At 66.8% G+C, this 24711-nt stretch carries 23 protein-coding genes and 1 pseudogene; 10 read left to right on the top strand and 14 right to left on the bottom strand.

Going from position 1 to position 24711, the window contains the following annotated elements:
• From ABT352_RS19970 to ABT352_RS19960, 3 genes are all read right to left on the bottom strand, one after another.
• On the bottom strand, positions 1 to 158 hold a 158-nt coding region (locus ABT352_RS19970), incomplete at its 3' end, for a DUF397 domain-containing protein (RefSeq protein ID WP_350946383.1).
• A gap of 73 nt (positions 159 to 231) precedes the next feature.
• Positions 232 to 450: a DUF397 domain-containing protein gene (locus ABT352_RS19965; RefSeq protein WP_350946348.1), complete on the bottom strand. Its 219-nt coding sequence runs from the start codon at positions 448 to 450 to the stop codon at positions 232 to 234.
• Entirely contained in the window at positions 441 to 1244 is an 804-nt protein-coding gene (locus ABT352_RS19960; protein ID WP_350946347.1) for a helix-turn-helix domain-containing protein, read from the bottom strand. Before ABT352_RS19960 ends, ABT352_RS19965 begins: the two co-directional genes overlap by 10 nt.
• A 109-nt stretch (positions 1245 to 1353) precedes the next feature.
• On the opposite strand from ABT352_RS19960, the gene ABT352_RS19955 reads away from it, so the two are divergent.
• Positions 1354 to 1815 carry an ATP-binding protein gene (locus tag ABT352_RS19955; protein WP_350946346.1) on the top strand — a complete coding sequence of 154 codons (462 nt, stop codon included), beginning with the start codon at positions 1354 to 1356 and terminating at the stop codon, positions 1813 to 1815.
• A 75-nt stretch (positions 1816 to 1890) separates the two neighbouring features.
• On the opposite strand, the gene ABT352_RS19950 is transcribed toward ABT352_RS19955, so the two are convergent.
• Entirely contained in the window at positions 1891 to 2505 is a 615-nt protein-coding gene (locus tag ABT352_RS19950; protein ID WP_350946345.1) for a TetR/AcrR family transcriptional regulator, read from the bottom strand.
• A gap of 86 nt (positions 2506 to 2591) precedes the next feature.
• Between ABT352_RS19950 and ABT352_RS19945 the strand changes: the two genes are divergently transcribed.
• A complete protein-coding gene (locus tag ABT352_RS19945) occupies positions 2592 to 3608 on the top strand; it encodes a saccharopine dehydrogenase family protein (protein WP_350946344.1) in 1017 nt (338 codons plus the stop codon).
• Positions 3609 to 3711: 103 nt separating this feature from the next.
• On the opposite strand, the gene ABT352_RS19940 is transcribed toward ABT352_RS19945, so the two are convergent.
• Positions 3712 to 4512, bottom strand: coding sequence for a hypothetical protein (locus ABT352_RS19940; protein WP_350946343.1), 801 nt, complete (start codon positions 4510 to 4512; stop codon positions 3712 to 3714).
• A gap of 979 nt (positions 4513 to 5491) precedes the next feature.
• Between ABT352_RS19940 and ABT352_RS19935 the strand changes: the two genes are divergently transcribed.
• Positions 5492 to 7027, top strand: coding sequence for a pectate lyase family protein (locus ABT352_RS19935; RefSeq protein WP_350946342.1), 1536 nt, complete (start codon positions 5492 to 5494; stop codon positions 7025 to 7027).
• A 131-nt stretch (positions 7028 to 7158) separates the two neighbouring features.
• Here ABT352_RS19935 and ABT352_RS19930 read toward each other — a convergent pair whose 3' ends face one another.
• From ABT352_RS19930 to ABT352_RS19915, 4 genes are all read right to left on the bottom strand, one after another.
• Positions 7159 to 8082: an RNA polymerase sigma-70 factor gene (locus ABT352_RS19930; RefSeq protein ID WP_350946341.1), complete on the bottom strand. Its 924-nt coding sequence runs from the start codon at positions 8080 to 8082 to the stop codon at positions 7159 to 7161.
• A gap of 17 nt (positions 8083 to 8099) precedes the next feature.
• Entirely contained in the window at positions 8100 to 8573 is a 474-nt protein-coding gene (locus ABT352_RS19925) for a carboxymuconolactone decarboxylase family protein (RefSeq protein WP_350946340.1), read from the bottom strand.
• 124 nt (positions 8574 to 8697) lie between these two features.
• Entirely contained in the window at positions 8698 to 9426 is a 729-nt protein-coding gene (locus ABT352_RS19920; RefSeq protein ID WP_350946339.1) for a VOC family protein, read from the bottom strand.
• 215 nt (positions 9427 to 9641) lie between these two features.
• Positions 9642 to 10442: an IclR family transcriptional regulator gene (locus ABT352_RS19915; RefSeq protein ID WP_350946338.1), complete on the bottom strand. Its 801-nt coding sequence runs from the start codon at positions 10440 to 10442 to the stop codon at positions 9642 to 9644.
• A 132-nt stretch (positions 10443 to 10574) separates the two neighbouring features.
• On the opposite strand from ABT352_RS19915, the gene betA reads away from it, so the two are divergent.
• From betA to ABT352_RS19885, 6 genes are all read left to right on the top strand, one after another.
• Positions 10575 to 12215: a choline dehydrogenase gene (betA, locus tag ABT352_RS19910; protein WP_350946337.1), complete on the top strand. Its 1641-nt coding sequence runs from the start codon at positions 10575 to 10577 to the stop codon at positions 12213 to 12215.
• A 240-nt stretch (positions 12216 to 12455) separates the two neighbouring features.
• Positions 12456 to 13259, top strand: a complete 804-nt coding sequence (locus ABT352_RS19905; RefSeq protein WP_350946336.1) for an IclR family transcriptional regulator — start codon at positions 12456 to 12458, stop codon at positions 13257 to 13259.
• Positions 13260 to 13359: 100 nt separating this feature from the next.
• Positions 13360 to 13578 carry a hypothetical protein gene (locus ABT352_RS19900; RefSeq protein WP_502992876.1) on the top strand — a complete coding sequence of 73 codons (219 nt, stop codon included), beginning with the start codon at positions 13360 to 13362 and terminating at the stop codon, positions 13576 to 13578.
• 45 nt (positions 13579 to 13623) lie between these two features.
• Entirely contained in the window at positions 13624 to 14904 is a 1281-nt protein-coding gene (locus ABT352_RS19895) for a quaternary amine ABC transporter ATP-binding protein (protein WP_350946335.1), read from the top strand.
• Entirely contained in the window at positions 14904 to 16898 is a 1995-nt protein-coding gene (locus ABT352_RS19890; RefSeq protein WP_350946334.1) for an ABC transporter permease, read from the top strand. The genes ABT352_RS19895 and ABT352_RS19890 overlap by 1 nt, the downstream gene beginning before the upstream one ends.
• 110 nt (positions 16899 to 17008) lie before the next feature.
• Positions 17009 to 18004 (top strand): ABC transporter substrate-binding protein, encoded by a 996-nt coding sequence (locus tag ABT352_RS19885; protein ID WP_350946333.1) that lies wholly within the window; start codon positions 17009 to 17011, stop codon positions 18002 to 18004.
• 99 nt (positions 18005 to 18103) lie between these two features.
• On the opposite strand, the gene ABT352_RS19880 is transcribed toward ABT352_RS19885, so the two are convergent.
• The 3 genes and pseudogenes from ABT352_RS19880 to ABT352_RS19870 all read right to left on the bottom strand — a co-directional run bounded on the left by ABT352_RS19880 (position 18104) and on the right by ABT352_RS19870 (position 20870).
• Entirely contained in the window at positions 18104 to 19279 is a 1176-nt protein-coding gene (locus ABT352_RS19880; RefSeq protein WP_350946332.1) for a site-specific integrase, read from the bottom strand.
• A complete protein-coding gene (locus ABT352_RS19875) occupies positions 19276 to 19482 on the bottom strand; it encodes a helix-turn-helix domain-containing protein (protein WP_030926264.1) in 207 nt (68 codons plus the stop codon). Before ABT352_RS19875 ends, ABT352_RS19880 begins: the two co-directional genes overlap by 4 nt.
• Positions 19479 to 20870: pseudogene (locus ABT352_RS19870) on the bottom strand (replication initiator). The gene ABT352_RS19875 and the pseudogene ABT352_RS19870 overlap by 4 nt, the downstream one beginning before the upstream one ends.
• 233 nt (positions 20871 to 21103) lie before the next feature.
• On the opposite strand from ABT352_RS19870, the gene ABT352_RS19865 reads away from it, so the two are divergent.
• Positions 21104 to 21946, top strand: a complete 843-nt coding sequence (locus ABT352_RS19865; protein ID WP_350946331.1) for a GntR family transcriptional regulator — start codon at positions 21104 to 21106, stop codon at positions 21944 to 21946.
• Between the two features lie 175 nt (positions 21947 to 22121).
• Here the strand turns inward: ABT352_RS19865 and ABT352_RS19860 are convergent, their stop codons facing one another.
• Both ABT352_RS19860 and ABT352_RS19855 read right to left on the bottom strand, forming a co-directional pair.
• Positions 22122 to 23513 (bottom strand): hypothetical protein, encoded by a 1392-nt coding sequence (locus tag ABT352_RS19860; protein ID WP_350946330.1) that lies wholly within the window; start codon positions 23511 to 23513, stop codon positions 22122 to 22124.
• Positions 23514 to 24140: 627 nt separating this feature from the next.
• Positions 24141 to 24479, bottom strand: coding sequence for a hypothetical protein (locus ABT352_RS19855; protein ID WP_350946329.1), 339 nt, complete (start codon positions 24477 to 24479; stop codon positions 24141 to 24143).
• Positions 24480 to 24711 lie beyond the last annotated feature (232 nt).

The raw sequence follows: 24711 nt of genomic DNA, 5'->3' as shown, positions 1-24711 counted from the left end.
GTGAGGAGGAGTTTGGGGCCGTCGGGGTCTTTGGAGTCGCGCAGGGCGATCAGGTGGGGGTGGTTGGTGGTGTCTTCGAGCCTCGCGACCTCGACGCAGTTTCCGCCGTTGTCTCCTGAGAGGCTTGATTTGACCCACGTGGCGTTGCTCAGGTCCATTTTTCCGATACCGCTTTCTGGATGAGATCCCCAGAGCTGCCATCGCGAGGCGGACGCTGGCTGATGCATGGTCTCAGCCGATGGTGAGTTTGTCGGTTTTTATGTGGTTGAGGAAGGTGGTCCATGTGGTGGGGGTGAGGAGGAGTTTGGGGCCGTCGGGGTCTTTGGAGTCGCGCAGGGCGATCAGGTGGGGGTGGTTGGTGGTGTCTTCGAGCCTCGCGACCTCGACACAGTCGCCGCCGTTGTCTCCTGAGAGGCTTGATTTGACCCACGTGGCGTTGCTCAGGTCCATTTTTCCTCTACCGTCCTTTGTATGAGTTCGATGGACATGTTTAGTGGTAGCGCTTCGGTGCGGATGGCCTCGAAACGTTCCACGGCCGCTGCGATATCTTCGTGATCGCTTGTGGTGAGACCTCGAACGGCTGTCTCTGCATAGAGTACGTCGTCTCCTCCTTCCAGAGTCGCGATTACGAACCCGCCCATCAAGCCCGAATGCATGCCATGGGGGATAACCTGAACGCTCAGTCGTGGATTGATCACTGAAATCAGGTGTTCTAGCTGGCCTTTCATTGTCTTGGCGTCACCGATTGGTCGATGAAGAACTCCTTCATCGATTACACATCGATAGGTCGGAGGTTGTGGGTCCTCGCGGACAAGGATGGCTTGGCGGTGCATGCGAGCCTCTACCGCCGCCTCGTCTCCGCGCAGCACTACGCGGGCGTATGCCTCCGTCTGAAGCAGGCCGGGGATCACCAGAGGTTGATAGGTCCGGAGGGTGACCGCGACCTGTTCTTTTTCGTGCCACTTCCCGAACCAGGAGGGGAAGACCTGTCCCTTGCGCCAGTCGAGGAGGCGGGACAGGAGGCCGCCTGTTTCGAGGAGTTCGTCGCAGCGTTCGGCGAAATCCGGTCCGGACGGGATCTGGCCCGTCTCGATCCCGCTGATCAGGGACTCGCTGTAGTGGATCCGCTCGGCGAGCTGGCTCTGGGTGAGGCCCGCGGCCTTGCGGTGGTGGCGCAGCTCTCTGCCCCAGATCGCCTGAGGCGTATAGAGATTGGAGATGATGCCCTCCTTGTCGGAGTTCAACAAAAGGCCGACGAACTCCAGCTCGCCGCCTTGGTAACCGTTCGGCTACCAAGCGTAGCCACGTCTCGGCAGGCTGAACATACGAAATCCGAGACGGAGAGAGAAAATCATGGAAGAGGTCCTCAAGGCGAGCGCGGCGCTGACCGAATATCGCTACGCGATGAATCCCGGACTTTCTCCGCTGGGGGAGAAGTGGATACCGCGTGAACCGGCGAGTGTCGCGTCCGCCCGCCGGTTCGTGCGCGATGTCGCGACCGACTGGAAGGCGACCGGAGAAATCCCGGAAATCGCCGAACTCCTCGCCTCGGAACTCGTCACCAACGCGCTGGAGTACGGCTCGTCGGACGTTTCTCCCATGAGTCCCGTCCGCGTCACGGTCGGTAAGGAGAAGGAGTTGCTGACCGTGGACGTCTACGATGCCTGCATCGCGATCCCGCGCCTGAGGCGGGCCGACGACCTGGAGGTCTCGGGTCGTGGTCTCGCCATCGTCCAGGACCTCTCCCACAACTGGGGCTGGACCCTCGACCCGTACGGCAAGTCGGTCTGGTTTCAGTTGGCCGCCTGGCCGTAGGGCGGAAGCGAATCGGCCGGTTTCGTACGCGCCGTTCAACGGGCGGACGGAATTCCAGCCTGTCCGCGCCGTGGGCTACCGCGATGAACCGTCGGTCGCCGATCGGCCGGTCCCGGTGTCGATGCCGCCGACGATCAGGTCGGTGAGCGCGGCGACCGCGTCGGAGACGGTGGTCCGCCCTCGGTTCAGCTCCGCGGCGATCGCCTCGGCCGCGCCCAGCGCGCCGACGCAGCGCAGCCGAAGGGCCTCCGGTGTGAGGCCGGAGTACGGCAGCAACGCCGAGGCCATCAGGTCGGTGAAGCTGTCGAACATCTCGCGCTCGATCGCCTCCATCCGCGGGTTTCCCCTCAGTGCGGCGGAGACGGCGTTCCACTCCGGCATGTCGGTGGAGCACACGAAGTACGCGTCGCTCAGGACGCGCGCCGTCTCGCGAAGGGTGGGCTCGGCCTCCCGTAACGCCTGTTCCGACGCGGTCCTGTGGCGTTCGTCGAGCCGCTGGTAGAGCGCGAGCAGCAGGCCGGGGCGGGTGCCGAAGTGGTCGTAGACGATCGGCCTGCTCACTCCGGCGGCTTCGGCGAGGGTGAGCAGGGTGAGGCCGTCGGCGCCCTGGTCGCGCACGATCGTCAGGGCGGTGTCGAGCAGCTGCTCCCGCCTGGCCTGCTTGGGCAGGCGGGTCGATACCGGGGCCATCGTCCTCCCTTGCGTTGCCGCCCAGCCTAGGCTACAAAGTGTAGGTTACAAAATGTAGGTTAGTGAGGACGTGAGAGGAGAGCACGATGGAGCACGCGAAATCAGTACTGATCATGGGAGGATCCGGCCAGACGGGCGCGGGGATCGCGGCCATCCTGCGCCGGTGGTACCCGACGCTGCCGCTCACGATCGCGGGCCGCGACCTGGAGCGCGCGAGGCGTGTCGCCGACGACCTCGGCGACGCGACGGCGGTGACCGTCGATCTGCGCCGCGACGACCTCGGCCTCCCCACAGGCCATGAGCACTCGGCGGTCGTCGCGGCACTGTGGGACAGCCATCTGAACGGACTGCGCTACGCCCAGGACCGAGGGCTGCCGTACGTCAGCCTCTCCAGCGGCCTGACGGACATCGCCCCCGAGGTCGTCGCGGGTGGGCAGCGGGCCGGTGCCGCGCCGATCCTGCTGGCCAGCCACTGGTACGCCGGTCTCGTCACCCTCGTGACACTGGACCTCGCCAGGGAGTTCGGCCGGATCGACACAATCAGGGTCGGTGCCGTACTGGACGAGCCGGACATCGGCGGGCCCGCGGCGGCGGCGGACATGGAACGTCTGACGGCCGCCACCTCGGCGGGTCTCGTCCGCCGCGACGGCGTCTTCAGCTGGGTCGACGGCCCCGACGCGCGGGTGGAGGTCTCCGGAGCAGACGGCGCCGTCCTGCCCGGTCAGCTCACGGCCGCCCTCGACGTTCCGAGTCTCGCCCTCGCGACGGGAGCGCCGAACGTCCGCTTCGCGTTCGCGGTCGGTGTGTCCGCCGAGGACAGGCGCCGAGGCGAGCCCGCCTCCAGCGTGGTCGGGATCGATCTCGAAGGAGAGGATCACCGGGGTGCACCGCTCAGGAGGAGACGCCACCTCCGCCACCCGGAAGGACAGCGCGACCTGACCGCGCTCGCCGTCGCCCTCGGTGTCGAACGACTGCTCGGCCTGCGCGGCGAAGCCGTGGCGCCGGGCCTGCACACCCCCGAGGCGTTGATCGACCCCGGCTACGCGGTCGAGCGGATGACGGAGATCGGCGCCACGTTCGCCGAAGTGCCGGGTGATCGGTGAACGGCTTCGGCGCGCCCTGCCTTGTCGGGGGCCGGGTAACGGGGGAGCCCTTCCGCCGGTGCAGGCGGAAGGGCTCCGTGTCAGGGATTGCGGGTCAGGGGGGTCAGCCCGGTGGGAGGTTGCCGTTCTTGGCGACGGGCAGGGCGATCTGGCTGGCGCCGCTGAGTACGGCCTTCTCGGCGGGGAGGCCGGCGAGGACGGGGTTGATGTGCCGCAGGGTCAGCGAGACCGTGGGCAGGGCCGGGGCGGCGAGGTCGAACTTCTCCAGGTCGATCCACCGGACGATGTTGAGTACTTCGCCCGGGATGTTGTCGCCGGCTTTCTGCACCGGGACGCACAGCTGGCGGGCGTTGAGCACCTGCACGCCGTGTGTGGGGATGATCGGGGTCAGCACGGGGTTGAGCTGACGCAGGGCTAGTTGCTGGTTCAGCGAGACGTTGGGGGTGATGGCGTAGCACTTGAGGTCGATGTGGCGGACGAACGCCAGGATCTCCGCGGGTGGGACCGCGTCGTTCTTGATGACCGGCACGCACAGCTGCTGCGGGGTGGTCATGGAGATCTGGGTGCGTGGCAGGCCCTGGAGCAACGGGTTGAGGTGGCTGAGCACGAGACCCGTGTTCACGGTGACGCCGGAGATCTTGTAGCAGGCCAGGTCGATGAACCTGATGAAGTCGAGCGCGGGCGACGGCGGCGCCTGGTTGTTCTTGGCGACCGGGACGCACAACTGCTCACGCTGGCCGAGGGTGACGGTCTCGATGGGCAGGTTGCCGAGCACCGGGTTGAGGTGCCGCAGCGTGAGCGTGGTGGGGGGCGGCTGGTACGGGTCGGTCTTGAAGCATTCGAGATCGAGGAAGGCGGTCAGATCCTTCGGTGTCGGCAGCGAGACGGCGCTGGCGGACGGCACACAGAGGAATGCCACGGCGAGGGTCGCGACGACGGCGGATACGAGGCGCCGGAGCGTCGTTTTTCTGCGTCCGTGAATTCCGGTTACGGCTCGGTCCATTGAGGCTCCAAAAGCTGGGGGGTGGGCCTTCTCAACGCCGAGTGTGTGCCGCTGTGACCGGACTTTCAATATTAATGACACTTTTTATTGCACGTAAAATTCGGGCCGACGGGCCAAGGGTTTGTCATCGACCATAAAAGCGTTGTGAGCTCGCCGATAATCGAGACGCGGCGGCTTTTTCCGAATCTCTGCCAATCCAATGGCCGAGGTTCGCGAGAAACGCGCATGAGGCGGGTTGACCTGGGGGTGGTATCGCGGTATAGCGGCAACCCTGCCAAGAGTCGACGCCTCGTCGGGAAGTCCCGTCTCTCGTCGTGATCCCGCCATCGAATCGCCGAAGCCGAAAGGGGGAGGGGGCGGCCCTTTCCGGGATGAAATCCTTCCCGGTGGAGACGTCCGGGCCGATGCCTGCCCGAACAAACCGAACGTCTCCGTTTCTTTCTTGAACGAAACCGGGATTTACGTCAGGCTCGAACTTCTGGAGTGTGCGTCGGGGCCTTTCCCGCTGCGCGGCCGGATGCGGCAGGGGATTCGCGTCTCGATTCCGGTCGTACAACCACCGCTCTGGATTCGTCGGGGAGTGCGGATCATTCGACCTCGGAAAGATAGAGGTCTTCGGCGTTCGAGGGGTGGGTCCGCGATCCCCGGCCGGCCCCCGGAACCTCATGGTCGTCCTCGGCCGGTGGGTGGAGGTGGCGCGTTACGCGGAGCTCACAGGTGCGTGTGCAGCTTTGTTGCAGCTTTCACCGTCGCCATTGACGCCTTTTGACGGCCGACGTTATCGTGCAAGCGATGGGAAAGCGCTTTCCGTGTCGACCTGTATGGATTCGACCTGCATGGATTCGCGGGCCCCCTCCCCGGCGACGAAAGTGAGACGAAGATGAGACGAGCAGTCGCGTTGCGACTCCAGGCGGCGCTGGCCGCGGCGGCCACCGTGGCCGCGGTCGGTGTGGTTCTGCCGACGTTCCAGGCGTCGGCGGCGGTCGGCAGCGCCACCGGTTACGCGACCGCCAACGGCGGGACCACCGGCGGCGCGGGCGGGCAGACGGTGCGGGCCACCACGGGGACCGCGATCCACGCGGCCCTGTGCGGCCGGGCCAGCAGCAGTACCCCGATCACCATCCAGGTCGAGGGGACCATCAACCACGGCAACACCACCAAGGTGTCGGGCGGGAGCTGCAACACCGCCGCCGGTGTGATCGAGCTCAAGCAGATCAGCAACGTCACGATCATCGGGGTCGGCAACGGTGCCGTCTTCGACCAGCTGGGCATCCACATCCGCGAGGCCCGCAACATCATCATCCAGAACGTCACCGTCAGGAACGTGAAGAAGTCGGGCTCGCCCACGTCCAACGGCGGTGACGCCATCGGCATGGAGAGCGGCGTCCGCAACGTCTGGGTCGATCACGTCACCCTGGAGGCCTCGGGCGGGGAGGCGGAGGGCTTCGACGGCCTCTTCGACATGAAGGACGACACCCAGTACGTCACCCTGTCCTACAGCACCCTGCGCAACTCCGGCCGCGGCGGGCTCATCGGCTCCAGCGAGAGCGACCGATCGAACGGCTTCATCACCTTCCACCACAACCTGTACGAGAACATCGACTCCCGCACGCCCCTGCTGCGTGGCGGCGTGGCCCACATCTACAACAACTCCTACGTGAACCTCCGGGAGTCCGGCATCAACTCCCGGGCCGGGGCCCGCGCGAAGGTGGAGAACAACTACTTCAGGAACTCCAAGGACGTCCTGGGCACCTTCTACACCAGCGAGGCCGGTTACTGGCAGGTCGCGGGCAACATCTTCGACAACGTGACCTGGTCAAGCCGCAGCGGCGACAACAACCCGGCGGGTCCCAACCCGCAGTCCAACACCACCGTCAGCGTCCCGTACTCCTACACCCTCGACGGGGCGAGCTGCGTGCCGAACATCGTCAGCCAGACGGCCGGTGCCAACAAGGGGATAAAGGTGTCGAACGGCAGCTGCTCACCGCAGACGCCGCCGCCGACCACCAGCCCCACTCCCACCCCCACACCGTCGACCCCTCCGTCCGGCGGGACCAACCTCAGCATCGGGGCCGATTCCGACGGCTCCAGCAAGGGCGGCGGGACCAGCTACGGCAACGTGCGTGACGGCAACCTGAGCACCTACTGGTCGCCGTCCGGGGCGACCGGTGACATCTCGATCAAGTGGAGTTCCGCCAAGACGATCTCCAGGATCATCATCCGTGAGGCGTCGGGCGCCACGGGCGCCATCGGGTCCTGGCAGGTACTCAACGCCGCCAACGGCGCCGTGCTGAAGTCCGGCAGCGGGGCGGGCACCATCACCTTCACCGCCACCTCGCTGAGCAAGATCACCTTCAGGATCACCGGGGCGACCGCCACGCCACAGGTCGCGGAGTTCGAGACCTACGCCTCTTGACGCGCTCCCCGGCCTGAAGGCCGGAGCGCCGGCCCGCATCGCTGGTGGCGGATGGTTCGCACCGCCCGCCACCGATCACCCAAGCCGAGGGGCGGGGGCCTTCAGACCGAAGGACCCCGCCCCCGGCGCGATCATTCCTCGGGTCGGCGTGCCTGTTTTATCTCGCGGGTGATCGCCCAGGCATCCGCTACCGGGCCCACGTGCCCGAGTTTGTCGGGGTTGATCACCGTGCGGATCGTCTGGATCCGCCCGTCGAGCACGTCGAGCACCAGGGCGTAGAGCACCTTGCCGTCCCGGTCGTGGAAGATCGCGCCCGGCCCGCCGTTGACCTCGTGCGGCTCGAACGTCACGTCGATGCGGACCAGCTTGAGGGAGAGGGAGGCGAGCAGCCGGGCCACGGACTCGGCGCCGATGACCGCCCTGGCCAGCTGAGGGGCCTTGCCGCCGCCGTCGCCGACCATCGAGACGTCGGCGGCGAGCAGCTCTCGCAGACCGGCGACGTCACCTTCGTGGAAGGCGTCGAAGAACCGTGACGCCAGTTCCTCCCGCTCCGCGCGTACCGTCTCGAAACGTGGACGCCCGGCCTCCATGTGACGCCGCGCCCGCACCAGCAGTTGCCGGCACGCCGCCTCCGAACGCCCCACCGCCGTGGCGACCTCGTCGAACCCGAAGCCGAACACCTGTCGCAGCACGAAGACCGCCCGCTCCAGCGGGCTGAGCCGCTCCAGCAGCAGCAACGCCGCCATCGACACCGAGTCGGCCAGCTCCGCCGCCCGCGCCGGATCCTGGTACGGATCGCTCAGCAGCGGCTCGGGGAACCACGGGCCGACGTACTCCTCCCGCCGCGCCCGCGCCGAGCGCAGTACGTCGATGGAGATCCGGGTGACCGTGGCCGACAGAAAGGCCTTGACCGACGTTGGCCGGGTCGCCGAGCCGTCGAAGCGCAGCCACGTCTCCTGCACCGCGTCCTCGGCTTCGCCGACACTGCCCAGGATCCGGTAGGCGATCGAGAACAGCAGCGGCCGCAGCTCCTCGAACTCCTCGACCTCGCTCACACCTGATCCCCGCCCTCTCAGTGGAACCGGCCGGGCTCGTAGTCGCCGGCCGGCTGCCGGCTGATGACGTTCATTCGGTTCGCCGCGTTCATGAAGGAGATCAGGAGCACCAGGGCGGTGAGCTGCTCACTGTCGTAGTGCTTGGCGGCGTGCGCCCACACCTCGTCGCCGACCCCACCGGCCGCGTCCGCGATCCGGGTCCCCTCCTCCGCCAGCTCCAGCGCGGCACGTTCGGCCTCGGTGAAGACCGTGGCCTCCCGCCACGCCGCGACCAGGTTCAGCCGGACCGAGGTCTCGCCGGCGGCGGCGGCCTCCTTGGTGTGCATGTCGACGCAGACGGCGCAGGCGTTGATCTGGCTCACGCGAAGCGCCACCAGCTCCTGTGTGGCGGCCGGCAGCGGTGATTCCTTGATCGCCTTGCCCGCCGCCATGAAGCGCTTGATGATCTTCCCTGCGGTCGGGTCGGTGAAGTAGTCGAGTCGTGCGTCCATGATGTGCCCCTTCGTGTTCGTCGATGGCTACACCCCCTGAGACGAGGCAGCCCGGCTCCCTGTGACATCGGGCGAACGTGACCTGGGTCTCCCAGCCGGCTCGGCGTCGATCCGCCGGGGCCGGTCACGCTGTCGGCGGGGGCGACACGCTGAACTCGTTGCCGTCGGGGTCGGCCATCAGCACCCGGCCGGTCCCGCGCGGACCGCTCTCGATCAGGGTCGCGCCGAGGGAGACGAGACGCTCGACCTCCGCCTGATGATCACCGTGCGCGGGTGGGGCGAGGTCGAAGTGCAATCTGTTCTTCCCGGTCTTCGGTGCCACCGGGGGGCCGCCCCACGTGATCTTCGGTCCGCCGTGCGGCGAGCGGATCGCGGTCTCCTGGTCCTGGTCCCAGACCAGCGGCCAGCCCAGCGCCTCGCTCCAGAAGTATCCGACCTCCTGCGAGCCGTCGCACGCGAGCGCTCCGACGAATCCGCAGTCGGCGAGAAAGTTGTTGCCCGGCCCGATGACGCAGAACTCGTTGCCCTCGGGGTCGGCGAGCACCACATGCCCCTCCTCGGGGCGTTGCCCGATGTCGATGTGCCGCGCGCCGAGTTCGAGCGATCTGGCCACCGTGCGCCGCTGGTCCTCAAGGGAGGTGCTCGTCAGATCGAAGTGCATCTGATTCTGGCGGGTCTTCTGCTCCGGGGTCGGCAGACACCGGATCCGGAATCCGGTGTCGTCGCTCGGCAGGAGGGTGACGCCGTCGCGGGCGTCGTCGGCCGTCTCCCAGCCCAGGACTCCGGCCCAGAAGCGCGCGAGACGGAGCGGGTCGTTCGCGTCGAAGCAGAGCGCTACGAGCTGAGCGGTCATATGGCTTCTCCAATTCGCCTGCTCGCGGGCGCGGGGCGGGCGCGTCCTCCCGCGCGTGAGGGAGGCCAACGCTAGTCCGCCCACGGAGCGCGAGGCGAACACTTTTGGGCCGGAGGGCGGCGCTTCCGGCGCTTCCGGCGCACGATCCGCGATCGGCGCGGGGCTGCCGGTCGCCATGTACGAGGCCGGGGGCGTTGCGGCGAGGACCGTGGCGCTCAGGCTCGTTCGGTGTGGCCGAGGCGGTGACTGATGTCCAGGGCTCCGGCGATCACGACCGGCGCCAGCTCGTGCAGCCGCTCCTCGCCGAAGCGGTAGGCCGGGCCGGACGCGCTGACGGCGGCGACGATCTCGCCGTCGTGGGAGCGGATGGGCGCGGCGACGGCGTTCAGGCCGATCTCGTACTCCTCGACGGTGACGGCGTAGCCCCGCTCGCGGGCCTGGAGAAGCTGTTTCTCCAGCGCGTCGGCCGAGGTGATCGTGTTCGGGGTGTACGTCCTCAGCCCGCTCGCGGTGACCAGCTGGACCCGGTGCAGGTCGTCGAGGTGGGCGAGCAGGATCTTGCCGCTGGAGGTGGCGTGCAGCGGGGTGAGCTCGCCGACCCAGTTGTGGGTGGTGACCGCCGCCGGGCCGCGTACCTGGTCGAGGTTGATCGCGTAGTGGGAGCGCAGGACGGCGATGTTGACCGTCTCGCCGATCTTCTCGGCGAGGCGGCGGCAGACGGGGCGGCTCTGCTGGGTGAGGTCGAGCCGGGAGGCGACCCCGCCCGCGAGGCGGATGATCCCGAAACTGAGGCGGTACTTTCCCCGCTCCTCGGCCTGCTCGACCAGGCCGCGCGACTCCAGCGCCCCCAGCAGCCGGAACGCCGTCGACTTGTGGACCGATATCTCCTGGGCTATCTCGCTCACCCCGGCCTCGCGGCGCTCGGAGAGGATCTCCAGGATGGCGATGGCCCGGTCGACGGACTGGACTCCGCCACTGCTGTCGGCGGTACGGCCGCCGAGGGGATCGTTGCCCATAGCCAGGGACTGTAGGCGCTGGGGACAACGAATGCCATCGCGGGAACAATCGCCGTTGCGAATAGTGCAGCCCATTGCGCCATTCGCTACAATTTTGGACATTACCTCCAGCTTGAGCGAGGCGAGGCAGACATGTACGACTTCGTCATCGTCGGGGGCGGTTCTGCGGGAAGCGCCCTCGCGAACCGGCTGTCGGCCGACCCCGCCAACCGGGTGCTGGTGCTGGAGGCGGGCCGCCCCGACTACCCGTGGGACGTCTTCATCCACATGCCCGCCGCGCTGCCCTTCCCCATCGGGAACCGCTTCTACGACTGGAAGTACACCTCCGAGCCCGAGCCGCACATGAACGGCCGCCGGATCTACCACGCCAGGGGCAAGGTGCTTGGCGGCTCCAGCAGCATCAACGGGATGATCTTCCAGCGCGGCAACCCCATGGACTACGAGCGCTGGGGCGCCGACGAGGGCATGAAGACCTGGGACTTCGCCCACTGCCTGCCCTACTTCAAGCGCATGGAGAACTGCCTGGCCGCCGACCCCGCCGACTCCTGGCGGGGGAGGGGCGGTCCCCTGGTGCTGGAGCGCGGGCCGGTGCGCAACCCGCTGTTCGGCGCCTTCTTCGAGGCGGTGCAGCAGGCCGGATACCCGTTGACCGACGACGTCAACGGCTACCGTCAGGAGGGCTTCGCCCGCTTCGACCGCAACATCAGCAGGGGACGCCGCCTGTCGGCCGCCCGCGCCTACCTGCACCCCGTGATGAACCGCCCCAACCTGGAGGTCAGGACGCGGGCGCACGTCACCCGGATCCTCTTCGAGGGCGGGCGCGCGGTCGGCGTCGAGTACGACGGCCGGACGGTCCACGCGGGCGAGGTGATCCTGTGCGGCGGCGCGATCAACTCCCCGCAGCTGCTCCAGCTCTCCGGGGTGGGCAACGCCGCCGAGCTGGACGCCCTCGGCGTCGACGTCGTGCACGACCTGCCGGGCGTCGGCGAGAACCTCCAGGACCACCTGGAGGTCTACATCCAGTACGGCTGCAAGCAGCCGGTGTCGATGCAGCCCGCGATGAAGTGGCGCAACCGGCCGCTCATCGGCGCGCGGTGGCTCTTCCTGCGCAGCGGCCCCGGCGCGACCAACCACTTCGAGGCGGGCGGCTTCACCCGGAGCAACGACGACGTCGACTACCCCAACCTGATGTTCCACTTCCTGCCCATCGCGGTCCGCTACGACGGCTCTGCGCCCGCCGGCGGGCACGGCTACCAGGTGCACATCGGGCCGATGTACTCCGACTCGCGCGGCTCGGTGAAGATCAAGAGCACCGATCCCCGCGTCCACCCGGCGCTGCGCTTCAACTACCTGTCCACCGAGCAGGACCGGCGCGAGTGGGTGGAGGCCGTCCGGGTCGCCCGCGACATCCTGAACCAGCCCGCGATGGACGCGTTCAACGCCGGTGAGCTGTCGCCGGGCCCCGGGGTCGAGACCGACGAGGAGATCCTCGACTGGGTGGCGAGGGACGGCGAGACCGCGCTGCACCCCTCCTGCACCGCCAGGATGGGCGTCGACGCCATGTCGGTGGTGGACCCGCTGTCGATGCGGGTCCACGGCCTGGAGGGGTTGCGCGTGGTGGACGCCTCGGTGATGCCGTACGTGACCAACGGCAACATCTACGCGCCGGTCATGATGGTGGCGGAGAAGGCGGCCGACCTGATCCTGGGCAACACTCCGCTCGCCGCCGAGCACGCCGACTTCTACCGGCACCGCGACGGTTCCCCTCGCTGACCGCGCCCGCCGGTCGTTCACCCGCTGACCGTTCACCCGCTGACCGTGCGCCCGTCGGCCGTGCGCCGGCCGCCCCCGCCGACCGTGCCCGTCCGCCGACCGTGCCCGTCCGTCCGCCGCGTCTCGCGCGGTCTCCGGCATGGACGGAGGCCACCTCCGTCGTCGGGGCCTTCTCCCGTGGACGGTGATGGGGGGCTTTCCGTAGGCCGTGCTTGTGCGCGATCCGCTTACAGTTGTGTCATGAGCAACGAGCTGGAGAGAGATGGCGCTGCGGTGCAGTCCGTCGACCGCGCGCTGTCCGTCCTGCGGCTGCTCGCCCGCCACGGTGACCTCGGCGTCAGCGATATCGCCGCGGAGCTGGGGGTGCACCGTTCCACGGCGTTCCGTCTCGTCATGACGCTGGAGCTGCACGAGCTCGTCGAGCAGACCGCCGACCGGGGGAAGTACCGGCTGGGGGTGGGGATCGTCCGGCTCGCGGGCGCCGCGACCGTGCGGCTCGACGTGGTGCGGGAGAGCCGTGCGAGCGGAGAGCGGCTCGCGGCGGCGGTCGGCGAGACCGTCAACGTGGCGATCCTCGATCGCGACGAGGCCCTGTACGTCGACCAGATGGCGGGGCCCTCGGCCCTGCAGGCCTACAACTGGGCGGGGCGGCGGGTGGCGCTGCACGCGACGTCCAACGGCAAGGTACTGCTCGCCCACGCCCCTGAAGAGCGGTTCGAGCGACTCGCCGCCGGGTCGCTGCGCCCGTTCACCGACCTGACCGTCACCGATGCCGGGCTGCTGCGCGAGGAGCTCGACACCGTCCGCAGGCGCGGCTACGCCACCGCCGTCGACGAGCTGGAGCTCGGCCTGACCGCGGTGGCGGCGCCGATCTTCAACGTCGAGGGTGCGGTCGTCGCCTCGATGAGCGTGTCCGGTCCGACCTTCCGGCTGCCGTCCGAGCGCCTCCCCGCGGTGGCCGAGCAGGTGATGGCGGCCGCGGCCGAGGTCTCCTCACGATTGGGCTGGTACGGGAATGAAGACCGCAAACCCTTGACTGCGTGAGCGAAAAAGGACGATTCTGTTCCTCGTTAAGCATTCCGATGCGTCATACGCAACTGCGTTATGCGCAGCGGATCATGCGGTAACGGAAGGACGGCCGTTCGTGCTGCTGCGGGCCTGCTGGAAGGTGAACGGGCGGCTCCGGCGCGGGACCGTCCGGATCGACGACCACAGCCCTTACGCCCCCCGGGCGGAGTGGGACGGTTCCAGGCGGTCGGGGATAGGCCGCGAGCCGGGCCAGGCGGGTCCGGCCGAGTATCGGGAGACCAAGCACGTGCGGCGGAACGTCCGCCCCCGCCCGCAGCGGTGGTTCCGCGGCTGACGGACCGACCCTCGTCCCCAGACGACCCGTGAGGTGGTCACGACCATGACGTCACCGACCCAGCAGGTGCGGCCGGAAGCCGCCACGCGACGCGAGGACCGGGCCGTCCTCGACGTGCGAGGTCTCTGGAAGGTCTTCGGCCCGCGCCCGGACCGGGTCGTCGGGACCCCGCTCGCGGAGCTCTCGCGAAGCGAGCTGAGGGCGAGGACGGGCTGCGTGACCGCCGTCCGCGACGTCTCCTTCACCGTGCGGTCCCAGGAGGTCTTCGTCGTGATGGGACTGTCCGGCTCCGGCAAGTCCACCCTCGTCCGCTGCCTGACCCGGCTCGTCGAGCCGACAGCGGGACAGGTGTTGTTCGACGGCGAGGACATCCGCGAGGCGGGCGACCGGCGGCTGCGCGAGCTGCGGCGCCACCGCTTCGCGATGGTCTTCCAGAACTTCGGGTTGCTGCCGCACCGGCGGGTGCTGGACAACGTGGCCTACGGGCTGGAGATCCGCGGCATGCGGAAGGAGGCCCGCTACGAGCGGGCCAGGGAGATGGTCGAGCTCGTCGGCCTGTCGGGCTCGGAGGACTCCTACCCCGACCAGCTTTCAGGCGGCATGCAGCAGCGCGTCGGGCTGGCCAGGGCCCTCGCGGTGGACCCGGACGTGCTCTTCTTCGACGAGCCGTTCTCCGCGCTCGACCCGATGATCAGGCGGGACATGCAGAACGAGGTCATCCGCCTGCACCGCGAGGTCGGGAAAACGATGATCTTCATCACGCACGACCTGAGCGAGGCGCTCAAGCTCGGCGACCGCATCCTCATCATGCGTGACGGCGAGCTCGTCCAGATGGGCACGCCGGACGAGGTCGTCGGGGCGCCCGTGGACGACTACGTGCGCGAGTTCGTCAGGGACGTGCCCCGCTCGAACGTGCTCACCACCCGCTGGATCATGCGCCCGCCCCGGCCGGACGAACCGCTGGACGGTCCGGAGGCCGGGCCGGACGTCGTCGTACGCGACGTCGTGCACACGGTCCTGCGCGCGACGCGCCCGGTCAAGGTCGTCGAGGACGGTGAGCTGTTGGGGGTCGTCACCGCCGAGGAGGTCCTCGGCGTGCTCGCCGAGCCGTCTCCCGAGGGAACCACCACCAAACAGGCCACTCACACGGAGCCCGCCGGAGTCGCCGGGCCGGCTCCGGACAGAGCCTCCACCAAACCCGCCGAACCCACCAGATCCGCGGAGCCCGCCAGGGCTGCCGGGCCGTCTCAGGACAGAGCCTCCACCGAGTCCGCGGAGCCCGGCGAGCCCGTCGCCGGGCCGGGCGGGTCAGGGGAGCAGGGCTGATGGCCGTCAGGGCCACCCCGGCCGGTGGCCTGCGGCTCCTGCCCGCCTGGCCCCGCCGCTATCTGATCGCCGCCGTCGTCGCGGCCTGGGTGCTGCTCTGGGTCTTCCTCCAGGGCCGCGACACCTTCCAGCTCGGCGGCGCGGAGTTGACCCCGCTGCACGTGCGGGTCAACGAGGCGAGCGAGGTCATCGACAACAGCAGGAACGAGAACCCGTTCTTCCTGTACTTCATCAACTACATCCGGCTCTTCCTCGATGAGTTCGTCACGTTCGTCCAGGCGCTGATCAGCCGGCCGTCCTTCGGGCGCCCGCTGCCGGTCGTCGGCTGGCTGGGCGTGGTCGCGGTCGCCACGGCGGTCGCGCTGCTGTGGGGCAACCTCAGGGTCGCCCTGCTGACCGCGATCGGCTTCGCCTCCTTCGGCCTGCTGGGGCTGTGGGAGGAGAGCATGGACACCCTCGCCCTCACCCTGGCCGCCGTCGCGATCTCGCTGCTCATCGGCATCCCGCTCGGTGTCTGGGCCGGGGTGAGCGACCGGTTCGACCGCCTGGTCACCCCGCTGCTCGACTTCATGCAGACGATGCCGACGTTCGTCTACCTCGCGCCGCTCACCCTGTTCTTCCTCATCGGCCCGGCGAGCGCGACCGTGGCGACCGTCGTCTACGCCGTCCCGCCCGCGATCCGCATCACCGCGCACGGCATCCGCGAGGTGCGGCCCGCGACGCTGGAGGCGAGCACCTCCCTGGGCGCGACCGCCTGGCAGTCCCTGAGGAAGGTACGGCTCCCGCTGGCCAAGCGCACCATCGTCGTCGGCGTCAACCAGACCATCATGGCCGCGCTGTGCATGGTCACCATCGCCGCGCTGATCGACGCCCCCGGCCTGGGCAAGACCGTCGTCAAGGCGCTGGAGACCCTCGACGTCGGCGGCGCCTTCAACGCGGGGCTGGCGATCGTCGTGATGGCCATCGTGCTCGACCGGGTCACCTCCGCCGCGGGACGCCGCGTCGAGGCCAGGAACCGGGCCGGACTCTCCCGTGGGGCGGGCCGCCGCCGCACGGAGATCGGCGCGGTCCTCGCGGCCACCGGTGTGCTGGTCTACCTCTCCCATGTCTACGTGTGGGCCGCGGAGTTCCCCAGCGAGGCGAACGTCGGACGGTACGTCCGCCAGGGCGTCGACGCGGCCACCCTGTGGGCGCAGGACAACCTCGCTGTCTACACCGGCGCGTTCAGGAACGCGGTCTCCTACGGCCTGCTCAACCCGTTCGAGGCGCTGCTCACCGACTCGCCGTGGTGGCTGGTCGGCGCGGTGCTGATCGCGTTCGCCGCGATCCTGACGAATGTCAGGGTCGTGCTCGTCACCGCGGTCTGCGTCGCCCTGCTCGTCGTGCTCGGCCTGTGGCAGGACAGCATGGTGACACTCGCCTCCACGCTGGTGGCCACCGTCCTGGTGATGGGCCTGGGGGTGGTTTTCGGCGTCTGGATGGGACGCAGCGACCGCGTCGACCAGCTGGTGCGGCCGGTTCTCGACGCGGGGCAGACCATGCCGCCGTTCGTCTACCTGGTGCCGATCCTCGGCCTGTTCGGCGCCACCCGGATCACCGCGATCATCGCCGCGGTCGTCTACGCGGCGCCGGTGGCGGTCAAGCTCACCGCGGACGGCATCCGCGGCGTGGCGCCGAGCGCGGTGGAGGCCGCCACGGCCGCGGGTTCCAGCACCTGGCAGCTCATCACCAAGGTGCAGCTGCCGATGGCGCGCGCCGCGCTCACCCTCGCCGCCGGCCAGGGGCTCATCTACGTGCTCGCCATGGTCGTCGTCGGCGGCCTCGTCGGCGCCGGCGCGCTCGGCTACGACGTGGTGGCGGGCTTCTCCCAGCTGCAGCTGCGGGGCAAGGGGCTCGCGGCGGGCGTGGCGATCGTCGTACTCGGGATCATGCTGGAGCGCATCACCAGGGCGGCGGCACGGCGGGCCGACGCCGAGGCGCACGGCGTCCGGTGAGGAGCGGGAAGAGACGAGACAGCCGAGAGACAGCCGAGAGACAGGGCGCGGCCGGACACCCGCCGGGCGGAACGAACACGGCACACGACACCCAATATCAGGAGGACCTGGTGACAGTTTCGAGGATCGGGCGACCGCGGGCGATGGCGCTTCTGGTCGCGGCCGGCCTCCTCGTCTCCGCGTGCGGCGGGGCGAAGGTCGGCGAGAGCGACACGGGAGCCGCTCCGGCCGCCTCGGGCGCGGACGGCAGGAAGGCGTGCGGCGCGGTCAACATCGCGATCAACCCGTGGGTCGGCTACGAGGCGACCGCGGCGGTCATCGCCCACGTGGCGGAGAAGGATCTCGGCTGCTCGGTGACGAAGAAGGACCTCAAGGAGGAGGTCGCCTGGCAGGGCTTCGCCACCGGCCAGGTCGACGCGATCGTGGAGAACTGGGCCCACGACGACCTGAAGAAGAAGTACATCGACGACCAGAAGGTCGCCGTCTCGGCGGGGTCGACGGGTAACAAGGGGGTGATCGGCTGGTACGTGCCGCCGTGGATGGCCGAGAAGTACCCCGACATCACCGACTGGAAGAACCTCAACAAGTACGCCGACCTGTTCAAGACCTCCGAGTCGGGGGGCAAGGGACAGCTGCTCGACGGCGACCCGTCCTTCGTGACCAACGACGCGGCCCTGGTGAAGAACCTGGAGCTGGACTACAAGGTCGTCTACGCGGGCAGCGAGGCGGCGCTCATCACCGGGTTCAGGCAGGCGGAGAAGCAGAAGACCCCGATGCTCGGCTACTTCTACGAGCCGCAGTGGTTCCTGTCGGAGGTCAAGCTCGTCAAGATCAAGCTGCCCGAGTACACCGAGGGCTGCGACGCCGACGCCGAGAAGGTGGCCTGCGACTACCCGCTCTACGACCTCGACAAGATCGTGAGCAAGAAGTTCGCCGACTCCGGCAGTCCGGCGTACGACCTGATCAAGAACTTCACCTGGACGAACGAGGACCAGAACCTCGTGGCCAAGTACATCTCCGAGGACAAGATGACGGCCGAGGAGGCCGCGGAGAAGTGGGTCGGCGACAACCCCGACAAGGTGAAGGCCTGGCTCCCCACCTCCTGAGCGCGCTCGCCTTACAAGCGAGATGTCACTGGTTCGAACCCAGTAGTGCCCACCAGCCAAAACGCCCCGTATCCGATCTTCGGAACGGGGCGTGAGTGACTAACTGGGTGACCAACTCCCGAAGATGTCGTCCATCGCCTCCGCTCCCTGCATGAGCACCGGCCGGATCTGCTTCCGATAGACCGTCTCCGTGACCACCGTGTTCCGGTGGCCGACGAGCCGGGAGATGTCCTCGATCGGGACGCCCGAGTCCGACAGCAGGGAGACGAAGCTGCGCCGTATCTCGCGAGGAGTCCAGTCGGTGCCACGGAGTCCCGCCTTCTCAATGATCTTCCGTACGTCGCGGCGCACGTTGCCCGCACTCATGGCGGTCCCCTTCGAGGTGGAGAAGACAAGGTCCGCTTGTGCTCCTGCCTTCTCCTGCTCCTCCCGAAGAATCCGCAGCGCGTCCACGCACCGCCGGGGGAGCTTGAGGGAACGACGCGACTTGACGGTCTTGGTGTCTCCCTTCTGCCGCACGGACCGCCACACGTAGATCGCGAACTGCTCGTTCTCCAAGCCCGTCTCGGTGACCGGCAGCCACGCCTTGCGCTCCTCGTCGAACGCGACGACATGAGACCACAGGAGCGCACGCAACTCCTCCGTACGGGCACCGATCAGCAGCGAGAGCACCACGTACGCCCGCATGTGCGGGTTGGCCTGCTCCGCCAGGGCGATGATGGAACCGGCCTGCGCGAGCGTGAGCGCCTTGGAGGTACGGCCCTCGCGTCCCTCCGGGATCTCGCAGAGATCGACCACGTTCCGCTTCACCTTGTCGCGGCGCATGGCGCTCTTCACCGACCGGTTGAGGATGCCGTGGATCAGCTTGAGCGATCGGGTGCTCAGCTCGCATGTCTTGCTCGCAAGCCACCGGTCAACGTCCTCCACCGACAGGTCACGCAGCTTGCGCGCTCCCACCGCGGGGATCACGTGGTTGTCGGCGTAGGTGGTGTACATCTTCACCGTGGTCGCCGAGCGCCCGCCCAGGCCGTGCTGCAGCCAGTACTTCACGGCGTCGGCCACCGTGTAGTTCGCCGGTGCGATGGCCAGGCCGTCGTCATAGTCGCGAATGATCTCCTTGAGCTTGTCTTTGGCCTCTGTCTTGCTCCTGCCGCTGGCCTTCTTGACGATGCGCTTTCCGGCGGGGGTGTAGCCGACCGTCACCGAGGCGATCCAGCGCTCCCGCTGCTCGTCCCAGTGCAGGCCGCCGTCTCCCCGGCTGCGTCGTGCGGTCATGATGCCCTCGCTTCCCGTTCGAGTAGAGCGATGTAGTCGGAGATGGCCGAGGCAGGGATGAGCCGGGTTCGGCCCTGGGTGACGGAGCGCAGGCGGCCCGCCCTGATCTGCTCGTAGATCACGCTGCGACTCATGCTGAGCAGGTGCATGGCGTCGCATATGCGGTAGAGCCGCCGTTCGCCGGGCGGTCCGGGTGCTGTCACCCGCTCTCCCGTTCGGCGGCGATCCTCCGAGCGGTGGCGACCTTCTGGCGGATGTGCTCGGCCATGATCGCCTCACCGGGGGAGTAGCCCGATCCGGCGAACCGCCAGTGACCGAGAACGAGCGTCGTCTCGTCGCTCAGGAGGGGGAGCCCGTGCCGCTCACGCGCCTCCGTTGCGCGGTGGGTGGCGCGCACCTGCCGGAGATCGCCGAGGGTGGTGGAGTAGCGGCGCGACTTGGATGAGAAGTGGCCCCGAAATCCCAGCATGTACGACCAAGGCCGCAGCTAGAGCGCGGTGAACTCCGGGCGTGCGCCCAGCTCCCAGCAGGTGCGGATCATCCGCCGGGCGTGCTCGCTGACCGGGAGCGTGTCCAGGTGCAGCCCCGGCTTCAGGCCCATCCCGTGGCAGCGACCGCAGGACGCCATCAGGCTCAACCGTCCACGACCGCCGCAGGCCGGACACGACAGCCGATGATCGACGGTGCCGGAGGCTTCGGCACCCTTCGTCGCGTATTTGGCGATGTAGCCGGCCACCGCTCGTTCACTCAGCCCGTCCGCGCCCTGGTCGAGCAGGATGGGCCGGATGTCGAGCTGATCACCCCAGACCAGATCCCACCGGCCGAGATCGCTCGGGGGAGAGGCGACCGTGACCCGCTGGACCGCCGGAGGAATCGCCCGAGTGAGCAGGCCGTGATCAGCCCAGCCCGGAGGGACCTCGCTCCCGCCGCCGGGACCGTCGAGCCTGACGATGGCGTGGAAGTGCACCAGGCCACGCCGCTGGTACTCGGCCACCTTGGCGAACGACACCCGGACCCGCTTGGCGAACTCCCGACGGCTCAGCCCCGCCTCACTGGCGAGGGTGCGCCGCACTTCCAGGGTGAAGCGATGCCACAGCGCGCCCGCGTGCGCCTGCCAGAGCACCGCGCCCACGTAGTCGTAACACCGGCCGCAGATGGGTTGTCCGAGCCGTCCGTCTCCCGACTCGTGACGGGCATGGCAGCCGACCGGATGCCCGTGCTCACACACCTTGTCGCGCTTACGGGGACGGCAGGCCCGTACCGTCCCGCCCTTCTCCCGCCGGGTGTGCACCGGCCCGAACGAGGGAGCGGTGAGCGTGACGAACACCCGAGGATGCCCACTCACCTCCTGCGGAACGCCCTTTCCGCCGGACAGACCCGCCCGAATCAACTGGAAGGTGTCGGCCCGGTAGACCTCCGAGCAGGACGGACACACTGAGGCCCGTCGGTTGCCGCAGGCCACCAGCAGATGCCCGGACGGCTCATCCGTCGTGCGGTAGCTGTGCAGCACTTCACCGCTGGTCACGTTGACGATCAATGACTCGCCCGTCAGGTGTACTGGGTGGGCACACCCTCCGATCGCTGCGACCATCGAGCGCCATCGGTCGTAGCCCGGATCGTTGATCACCCGTGCGAGATCGACCAGCCATTCCGGCTGCTGGTCGGCGGTGCGGTGCTGCGGTTCCTCCTTGCTTTTCATGACGTCCTCCTTCGTTCGCTCCCGACAGGTACTCCAACACGTGCTACGTCTTGGCCTATGTGGACATGGTAAGCAACACGTGCTACCTCTTGTAAAGAGCAAACGTGGAAGAAGGAGAACTCGGCATGACCGATGACAAGGGCGCCGCCCGGTGGCGAATCATCGCCGACCTCCTGCGCTCAGATGTGGTGCAGGACCACTACCAGCCAGGACAGGCACTCCCCGGCGAAGCGTTCCTCGCCAACGAGTACGCCACCTCACGCCCGACGATCCGCAAAGCCATCGCCCAGCTCGTCGGGGAAGGGCTGCTCACCGTCGCCCACGGCCGGGGCACCTTCGTTCGCCCCACCCCTGACCGGCGCCTCATCCTCATGGGCGGCTCAGAGCGCGAAGACCTGCTCAGCCCCACGTACGACCCCGCCAAGCAGGGGTGGGAACACGTCACCGTCGCCAGCGAAGCCGAACGCACCGCAGGCGGTGTCACTCCCAACTCGGCACTGTTCATGACCATCGAGGGCAGCAAAGCCGACGTCCTGGGCGTACGCCGAGGCCGCATGGGCGTCTATCGCTACGCCTACTGGCAGCACACCAAGACCCGCGCTCGCATCCACCTGTGCTCCTACCTCCTGGCCGACCAGGTCGCCACCATCACCGGCGAAGGCAGAGGTATGGAGATCGACTCCGAGATCGAACCTGAGAACTACTACGCCCACCTTGAACGCACCCACGGGCCGCTGCGCTGGATCACTTCGGTCCACACCCAGATGCCCTACGGCGAGACCTACGAAGATCTCAACATGGAGCCCATCGGCACACCCTTGCTGCTGGTCCGCCGGCTGATGCTCAGCAAGGATGGCCGCCCGCTGGAGTTCACCGAGATCGAAGCCCCCGGCGACCGCTTCGAAGCCGCAGCAGCCAGTGAACATGACCAGGCCGGATCAGACGGACAGGTCTCACTCAGGGTGTAGTGGGCTCAGAGTTTCTTTACTGGTTCAAGGCAGCCCGCCTGCGGCGGCCTGCGCGCGTCGGGCGGTCGCTGGCCGCGCTGCGGCTCTCCGGCCGGTCGCGGCCAGCGCCGCCCACGCGCTGACAATCGATATCTCGTCTCGCAGCCTGCAAGGGCTGTTGTGGAGAAGCCTGGATCTATGGATGAAGGTTGGAAGAGCTAGCAATCAGGACCTTTTGAGCTAGAAGTTGCACAAGGTCTACGTCCGGCCCGAGAAAACCTGCCTCTTCCGAAAATGGAAGCAGCATTTCGGAGTAGCGCTCTCCTGCATCATCTTTGGAGTGCACGATGCGGCAACGCAAATCATATATACGATTTGCAGCTTGATCGCGTAGATCAATTTGCTTGTTCTTGAGATTAATTTGAGATACTTCGCTAATTCGATTTCCCGTGAAATGCTCCAACCTTAAGGACTCTTCATCTATGAATTCTCGGATGCGTTCTGCGGGTATGCAGGCACGAATTGTAGCCTTGAGTTGATCCCTTTCACTTCCTCTCCCTTGGCTGTATTGCCCGGCTAGTGAGAGAATTTTTGCAACATGTCTATCGTCTTCTCTTTCAAAGCAGGGGTCCCGTAGCTCTTGCCTGACTCTCTCCAGCGCTTCCCGGTGGCTATAGGTGGGAAAATGATATTCAAGAACCTGGTAGAAAGCTAAGAATTCGAGTAGGGGCATTCCTCTTGCAGAGCGCCCGTACCAGTATAGGCTTAGTGGTCTCTGTAGATATTGATTTTCTGGTACACGCTGTGTCTCTCCAGCAGGGTATGATCGCCGTCTACGACCGTATATACGCTTAGAAGATGTCGATTTTCGTATATTTAAAGCAATGCCGTATCTTACATCTAGTTCAAAGAAAATGGAGCTTGAGATCCGGTTGAGGATGTCTAGGGCCTCGTCGTGGTATGGGTTCGTTACACCTTTGATTTTTATTGTTGATCGCCCTATTCCGGAGAAGTCGGCGAACGAGGTGAAACGAGGACTGGCAGTTCCGATTGCAACTTCCCACGGCAGTCTGCTGTTAGCTGAATTGAACTTCAGCTCCCACTCATCTCCTTTTTCTAGGTGTATGCGATCACCAAGGTAATTTCTGCTATTAAGAGTGGGTTCGTCTGTCCCAGAATCTACTTCAGGGATAGATGAAATTCGCTTCTGGATTTCCACTCCGGGTAGCTCGTAAAGGGCGGGTCGCGAAGAGAAACGTGTAACGGGATAAACGGAAGCTTCGATAGTCTCTTCGTCGTGAAAATGAAATGCGTCATAGTCTCCCAGCGCCTTTACGGATTCGACTTTAAATCGAAGATAATCTTGTGCTTGAGCGCGCGATATGATGCGCCACCGTTTTTGCTGCCCGTTGGGTATGCCGATCATCAGTTCGATGGGACTGGAATCAAAATCGCGCCATTCGTAAGGGATTTTCGACTTAAGGCATACTGATTCGATCAGGATACGAGGATCATCTGGGGGTAATTGGGATCTAAAATCTTCTACTGCCGACTTGTTTTTATCCTGAGATACTTCGTTTTTACTCATGTGGGAACTATACACATCCCCGCGTACCATCAGAAGGTCATTTTGAGGCTTCGTCTGGGGTTGGCCCCTCCCTAGGGAAGGAGGAGGTCGGTAAATGCCCTGCCGTGCGGCTTCCGGTCCTCGGGCCTAGCGGCCCTGCGGTACGGGTCCGCTTGCCACCGGATAAGAGAGGAGCCGTAGGTTTGCCTGCTGGACTGCAGCGGAGAGCGGCAACATCGTCCTACTTGGTTACACACGAGTAACTGCATCTATTTTCGGATAGGGCGTGAGTCGTCGACCTGCCCATTGCGCTGCAAAGGCGTGGCGGCATGGGTCCCTCCAGATCCACGTCGTCACACCCGTCTTACCGGGCCCTTCCGGAGAGCAACGCCGTCCATATCGCCCGAGCTCCGCTGATCGGCCAGGTGGAGGTCTCGTGGACCTGATGGCCGTTATCGAGTTGGAGGGTTCGCCGAATGAATGCTCGACCGCCCCCTTCGTATAGTTCGTAGACCGTGGCACGGCACGAACAGGTCCAGGCCACCGAGCGTGCCCGTTCGAGCGTCGGGTACGGCTCTCGCCAATCCAGACGGATGTGGTCTCGCTGCGGCATCACCACATGCGGGCTCAGGCACTCGTCGAGCAGGATCACGACATGCGCTCCGCGATACCCCTGGGCCAGGGGGACACCTTGCGGAGTTCTGCGTACTGCTGGGCGACGCAGTGAGCGACGGTGATCGGGTTGTCCACGCCGTAGACCCTGTACAGTCGGCGGCCCGTCTTCGCTGAGATTTTCCCGGCCCACCAGCGGTAGGCGAGTCCGTCCGTCCAGACCACGAGATTAGTCCAGACCGAGAGCAGGGAGACGCCGTGGCCTTGGTGGACGTCGGCTGAGATGCCGCAGTGTTCGAGGCCGATGCGCAGGCGCTCAGCAGCCAGGGCCGCCGGGCATCGCTGAGCCGGCCCTCTCCCGTCAAGGGTGCTCATGCCTCCAACTCCTCTTGGTGGCGGAGCTGTTGGGCGAGTTCGGTGACGTCGTCGGCGTCGATCGTCCGGTAAAGGCCACGATTTATCTCTTCGCCGGTAAGGTGCTGACCGTTCCGGGTGGCCCACAAACGGCTCGCAGAACTACGCCAAATACACCATCCGGGAAATGCTGCCTGGAGGTCTTCCAGAATCACGGGTGTTGACATGGAGTAAGCGTTGTTCCATTTGAGTG

The sequence above is a fragment of the Streptosporangium sp. NPDC000563 genome, from assembly GCF_040299985.1.
In the GTDB taxonomy this organism is placed as follows: domain Bacteria; phylum Actinomycetota; class Actinomycetes; order Streptosporangiales; family Streptosporangiaceae; genus Streptosporangium.
The sequence above is the reverse complement of the archived record's forward strand: the minus strand, read 5'-3'. Positions and strand labels throughout refer to the sequence as shown.